Origin of the sequence: Tsukamurella ocularis (assembly GCF_965138335.1) — a bacterium.
In the GTDB taxonomy this organism is placed as follows: domain Bacteria; phylum Actinomycetota; class Actinomycetes; order Mycobacteriales; family Mycobacteriaceae; genus Tsukamurella; species Tsukamurella ocularis_A.
Genome location: NZ_CBCSDV010000037.1, coordinates 31,538 through 37,167, shown reverse-complemented (window position 1 = coordinate 37,167; position 5,630 = coordinate 31,538). Strand labels below are relative to the sequence as shown.

The 5,630-nt window shown below is 70.3% G+C and carries 6 protein-coding genes; all 6 read right to left on the bottom strand.

Features of this window, described 5'->3' with window-relative positions:
* Nucleotides 1-41: 41 nt before the first annotated feature.
* The 6 genes from ACNAYW_RS22320 to ACNAYW_RS22295 all read right to left on the bottom strand — a co-directional run bounded on the left by ACNAYW_RS22320 (nucleotide 42) and on the right by ACNAYW_RS22295 (nucleotide 5,365).
* Nucleotides 42-1,304: a fatty acid desaturase family protein gene (locus ACNAYW_RS22320; RefSeq protein WP_415851817.1), complete on the bottom strand. Its 1,263-nt coding sequence runs from the start codon at nucleotides 1,302-1,304 to the stop codon at nucleotides 42-44.
* Nucleotides 1,305-1,421: 117 nt separating this feature from the next.
* Nucleotides 1,422-2,567 carry a ferredoxin reductase gene (locus ACNAYW_RS22315; protein ID WP_415851816.1) on the bottom strand — a complete coding sequence of 382 codons (1,146 nt, stop codon included), beginning with the start codon at nucleotides 2,565-2,567 and terminating at the stop codon, nucleotides 1,422-1,424.
* 72 nt (nucleotides 2,568-2,639) lie between these two features.
* Nucleotides 2,640-3,074 (bottom strand): META domain-containing protein, encoded by a 435-nt coding sequence (locus ACNAYW_RS22310; RefSeq protein ID WP_415851815.1) that lies wholly within the window; start codon nucleotides 3,072-3,074, stop codon nucleotides 2,640-2,642.
* Nucleotides 3,075-3,096: 22 nt separating this feature from the next.
* Complete coding sequence (locus tag ACNAYW_RS22305) at nucleotides 3,097-3,282, bottom strand: hypothetical protein (protein ID WP_415851814.1); 186 nt, start codon at nucleotides 3,280-3,282, stop codon at nucleotides 3,097-3,099.
* Nucleotides 3,283-3,406: 124 nt separating this feature from the next.
* On the bottom strand, nucleotides 3,407-3,958 hold the full coding sequence (locus ACNAYW_RS22300) for a DUF6912 family protein (protein WP_415851821.1): 552 nt from the start codon (nucleotides 3,956-3,958) through the stop codon (nucleotides 3,407-3,409).
* 3 nt (nucleotides 3,959-3,961) lie between these two features.
* Nucleotides 3,962-5,365 carry a WS/DGAT/MGAT family O-acyltransferase gene (locus ACNAYW_RS22295; RefSeq protein WP_415851813.1) on the bottom strand — a complete coding sequence of 468 codons (1,404 nt, stop codon included), beginning with the start codon at nucleotides 5,363-5,365 and terminating at the stop codon, nucleotides 3,962-3,964.
* Nucleotides 5,366-5,630 lie beyond the last annotated feature (265 nt).

The following is a 5,630-nucleotide window of genomic DNA, read 5'->3' as shown; positions in this document are numbered from 1 at the left end:
CGACGGTGCGTGGCGCACCGTCGGGCATCGACACGNCNNGATCAGGGGCGGCGACGGCCCCGTCGGGCGTGGACCGCGGCACGGGCGGCCTTGAGGCCGAACCGGCGGCCGGTGCGCTCGTCGATGCGCGGCTCGGCGAACTCGGTGCCCGCGAACATCGCCTCGGAGGCGGTCTCGGGGGCGTCGTCGGCGGTGTCGCGGAGGTACTTGTCGGGCAGCGACAGCTTGGCGATGGTCCGCCAGGACTTGTAGTACTGCACGTGCAGCGGGCCGATCGTGTACGGCAGGTCGTATTTCTCGCACAGCGCGCGCACGCGGACGCCGATCTCGGCGAGGCGGTTCGACGGCAGGTCGGGGAACAGGTGGTGCTCGATCTGATAGCTCAGGTTGCCGGAGAGGAAGTCGATGACGGGGCCGCCGGAGAGGTTGGCGCTGCCGAGCATCTGCCGCAGGTACCACTCGGCCTGGGTCTCGTTGTCGACGTCCTGCTTCGTGAACTTCTCGGCACCGTCGGGGAAGTGACCGCAGAAGATGACCGCGTTGGTCCACACGTTGCGGATCACGTTGGCGGTGATGGTCGCGGTGAGCGCCTTGCGCCAACCGCGCTTGCCGCCGAAGGGCACGCCGACCAGCGGCGCGGCGACGTAGTCCTTGAGCACCTGGCGGCCGATCTTGTGGCCCACGTCCGCGGCGTCGGCCTTGAAGCCCTCGCGGTCGAACCACGACTTCTTCCACTTGGTGGCCGCGCGGCCGAGCTCGAGGTGCTGGATCGCCACGCCGTACTCGAAGAGCAGCATGAGGATCGTGTTGTAGACCAGGTTGCCGGAGTTGAACGGCGTCCACGGCTGGTCGCGGGTCACGCGGAGGGTCTTGTAGCCCACGTCGTCGTCCATGTCGAGGACGTTGGTGTACTTGTGGTGCACGTAGTTGTGGGTGTGCTTCCACAGGCGCGACGTGCCGGCGTTGTCCCACTCCCACGTGGTCGAGTGCACCTCGGGATCATTCATCCAATCCCACTGCCCGTGCATGATGTTGTGCCCGAGCTCCATGTTCTCGATGATCTTCGCCAGCCCCAGCGTGGCCGCCGAGCCCCACCAGAATCCGCGCTTGTGCGCGCCGAGCAGCATCAGCCGGCCGGCCGCCTCGAGCCCGCGCTGCGCGGCGATGGTGCGCTGCAGATACTGCGCGTCGGACTCGCCGCGGACCGCCTCGATGTCACGCCGGATCGCGTCCAGCTCTGCGCCGAGCGTCTCGACGTCGGCCTCGGTGAGGTGCGCGTACTCGGGGATGTCGGTGATCGCCATGCGGGGCTGCCCTCCGGTGGTGTCCGTTCTAACCTACGCAACCGTAAGTTACGGCCGCGTAGGTGTCAATCGGAGACGCCCGAAGGGGCGGAACGCCGCTGGTCGCAGGGCCCCGGACTAGACGTCCAGGGTGCAGTCGCCGACCGCGACGGAGATGCAGGTCTGGATGCGCTCGCCCTCGGTGTGGAGGTCGCCGCTGCGCAGGTCGCGGACCTGGCCGTCGGCGAGCTGCACGACGCACGTCTGGCAGATGCCCATGCGGCAGCCGAAGGGCATCTGCACGCCGGCGGCCTCGCCCGCCTCGAGGAGGGTGGTGGCACCGTCGACCGCGGTGGTCTTGCCGGCCTTGAGGAAGGTGACGTCGCCGCCGGACGCGGAGACGTCGGCGCGCTCGACGGTGAACCGCTCCTGGTGCAGGCGCGACTCGATCCCGCGGTCCTTCCAGGCCTTCTCCATATCGTTGAGGAATACGCCCGGGCCGCAGATCCAGGTCTGCCGTTCCTGCCAGTCGGGCACGGCCTCGCCGAGGTTGGCCGGCGTCAGGCGTCCCGCGTCGCGGGTGTAGCGCAACTGCACGGTCACGTTGTCGTGGTTCGCGTCGAGGGCCTCGAGCTCGTCGCGGAACAGCGCGGAATCGGCGTTCGGCGCGGAGTGCACGGCCACGATGTCGGTGGAGGCGGGGATGCCGCGCCGCTCCAGCGTGCGCAGCATGGCCATGACGGGCGTGATGCCGCTGCCCGCGGTGAGGAACAGGACCTTGGGCGGCAGGGGGTTCGGGAGGGTGAAGTCGCCCGACGGTGCCTGCAGGCGCACGATGGTGCCCTCCTGCACGCCCGTGACGAGATGGTTCGAGAGGAAGCCCTCGTTCATCGCCTTGACGGTGATCGACACCTCGCGCGGCGCGCGGCCGTGCCCCATGTCCGGCACGGAGGTGAGCGAGTAGGAGCGCCACGTCCACTTGCCGCCGACGAGCACGCCGATGCCCACGTACTGCCCGGCCTCGTACTTGGTGTTGAAGCCCCAGCCGGTCTCGATGGTGAGCGTGACCGACTCGTCGGTCTCCTGCTGCACCTTGACGATCTTGCCGCGCAGCTCCCGCGCCGACCACAGCGGGTTGATCAGGTGCAGGTAATCGTCCGGCAGCAGCGGCGTGGTGAGCCGCGCGACCGCGCCGCGCACCAGGTTGGTGCGGGGATGCTCTGCGGAGACGTTCTTGGCCGGGGCCTCGAGCCAATCACGGAAGGCGCGGAAAGAGTTGCTCATGGGGGTGAGCCTACGGTGCCGTAACCTGTTGGGACAATTTCTGTGAGGTTGTCCCACGAGGGTGCAGCACGGCTACTTCCTCGCGGGGCCGTTCGCGACGAAGTTCCAGTAGCCCCGCGGACCGTCGGAGATCGTGAGCCGGTCGCCCGTGATCCGGACGGTGCGCGCGCCGTCGAAGGCCTTGCGGAACTGCTCGCCCGCACCGGGGACGTAGCACATCCGCAGGGTGGAGACGAGGCCGCGGAAGGTCGCGCGGTCACCCTTGACCTCGGCGTTCATGCCGAAGACGTTGCAGCCGTCGTTGCCGCCGCCGCGCTTGCCATCGATGCTGAAGTGCGCGGGCGACCCGGTGTACTTCACGGGTGCCGTGCGTGCGACGCCGCTCGATTCGAACCTCCACTGCGTGCCGGCCAGCGGCACCGGGGCCGCCGACGCCGCGGGCGCGGACACCACGACGCTGGCCCCCACGAGGAGGGCCGCCGCGAACCGGGCACCGCGCGCGCTCATGCTCCCACCGTAACCCCGACGATCAGCGCGGGGCCATCCCCGGCTCGAGCAGGTCCAGCGGGTCGAAACACATCGGGAACGGCACGTCCGTGCGGAAGTCCTGCCCACTCACGGCGCGCTGCCGCGAGACGTACGCACCGTCGACCAGCTCAAGGAGCTCGACAGCGACGTACGCCCCATCGATCTCGACGCGCAGGAAGAACGGCACCCCGGCCCCCGCGCACAGCGCCGGCGTGTCGATCCGATCGCGGCGTCGGCTACCGGGTGAAACGAACTCGACGCAGCGGAGCGGCCACGGTCGTCACCCCGCCTCGTTACTCGTCACGTCCGGGCTAGAGGAGTTCGAGGAGGAACGGCAGTTCCTGGGTGGCGTACCAGGCCAGATCGTGGTCCTCCGCATCGCCGACGGCGAGCTCGGCGTCCTCATCGCCGAGGTCAGCGGCGTCGACCACCTGCGCGGCGCGGGTCACCGCCTCCTCGGCCTCGGAGACGTCGACGTGCACGGCGAGCACGTTCTTCAGCCGGATCGGCTCGGTCACCTTGAGCACGGCGTCGTCGAGGTCCGGGCGCTCCGTGGCGGCGGGCACGTCGACCGTGATCACCACGCGCCGCACGGGATCCGGCGCGGCACCGTCGCCCTCGGCCCCGGCGCCGTCGCCCTCGGCGCCGTCGGCCGGGTCCGGCTCGTCGACGGCTAGCAGGCGCAGCGAGGCGCGCGCGGCGTGCCGCATGGCGGCCTCCGCGAGTTCCTCGTCATCACCCGAGGTGTACGCCTCGCGCAGCGCGGGGGTCACCCCGAAGACGGTGCCGCCCAACGGGAACAGCTCGCCGTCACGCTGCAGGACCTGCAGCCCGGCGAGGGTGCTCGGCACGTACACGCGGATCATCTACTCCCCCTTCGCGGACGCGGCGATCTCGTCCAGCGCCTCGTACAGGAACTCCGTCATCGAGATCACGTCCCACATGCCGTCGCGGTCGGCGTTGAGGCCGATGTACACCGTGCCGTTGTACGAGGTGATGCCGATGGAGACGACCTGATTCGCGATGAGCGGCGGCACCGGGTAGACCTGCTGCACCTCGATGCCCGCCAGGTACACCGGCGCCTGCGGGCCCGGCGCGTTCGTCACCAGGGTGTTGAAGGAGCGCGGCGACACGCTCATCGCGGTGCGGGCACCCAGCGCGTGCAGCGTGGGCGGCGTGAAGCCGCCGCTCGCGGCCAGCGCGCGCGCCGCGACCTGCCGGTTCCGGTCCACCTGTGCGGCGGCGCCGTGCGCGATCTGGCGCATCCGCACCACCGCGTTGCTCTCGGCGACGGGGAGCGGAACGATGTACGCGCGTACCTGTTCGCCCACGCCGAGGCCCACGTCGTCGACGGCGATCGGCTCGAGCACCCGCACCTCGGTGCCAGCACTGATCGGTTCGCCGCGCGAGATCAGCCACGTGCGCAGGCCGCCCGCGATCACCGACAGCAGCAGGTCGTTCACCGTGCAGCCGTACGCCGCCCGCAGCCGACGGAACTCGTCGAGATCCATCCGCGCCACGGCGAACCGGCGGCTCCGCGAGATGGGGACGTTGAGCGAGCGCACGGGGGTCACGGCGGTGCGGGCCCGCACCAGGCTGGAGGCGCGCTCGATCACGTTGGCGGCGTCCTCCTGCAGGCCGGTGATCGACTCGGCGACCTCGCCGACGACGCCCTGGATCATCGCGGCGGTGCGCTTGGGGCGCGACAGCATGTCGATGACGGCGCCCATCACCAGCTCGCCGTCGCTGGGCTCGTGCTGCCCCATCCACAGGTCCTCGGGCGGCTCCGGCGTGCGCGGGGAATCCGTGAGCAGCAACTGCATCAGATCGACGTTCGCGCGGCCGTCGACCAGCGCCAGGTGGGTCTTGGAGAACACCGCCAGTCGGTCGTCGGCGAGGCCCTCGATGAGGTACACCTCCCACAGCGGTCGCTCGCGGTCCAGCGGCCGGGAGTTCAGCCGCGCCACCAGGTCGTGCAGCTGATCGTCACTGCCCGGCTGCGGCAGCGCGGAGACCCGCACGTGGTACGTGATGTCGAAATCGCGGTCCTCGATCCACACCGGGCGGGCGATGCCCAACGGCACCGTGCGCACCTTCTGCCGGTACCGGGGAACCTCGGCGAGGCGCTCCTCGATGGTGTCGAGCAGACGCTCGTACTCCAGGCCCTCCTCGGGCCGACCGAGGATGACGAGCGACCCGACGTGGGTGGGAGTGGTGGAATTCTCCAACGCGTAGAACTCCGCGTCGGACTGGCCGAGCCTGCCCTTCACCTGCACCTCCCCCGGGGACCGATCTTCGGCGCCAGCATACGGGATCCGCGGCGCCGGGCCCGTCCGAGTACACGGGATCCGAACGGCTTCCTGATGCGTCTAATCAGTATGGGGGCGATCATTCTCGCGGCCGACGGGGCACGGACCCGCGCGCCGGACACACCGGTACCGAGCTTCGTCGTGCTGCGCGCGCCGGACGCCGAACCATCCGCGCGGCCGCTGTCGCCCGTGCGGGCCGAGCGGGCGGCACCACCGCTGCCGGCCC

Coding starts and splice junctions, on each gene's coding strand:
- ACNAYW_RS22320 (WP_415851817.1), bottom strand. CDS start 1,304: ATGGCGATCACCGACATCCCCGAGTACGCGCACCTCACCGAGGCCGAC.
- ACNAYW_RS22315 (WP_415851816.1), bottom strand. CDS start 2,567: ATGAGCAACTCTTTCCGCGCCTTCCGTGATTGGCTCGAGGCCCCGGCC.
- ACNAYW_RS22310 (WP_415851815.1), bottom strand. CDS start 3,074: ATGAGCGCGCGCGGTGCCCGGTTCGCGGCGGCCCTCCTCGTGGGGGCC.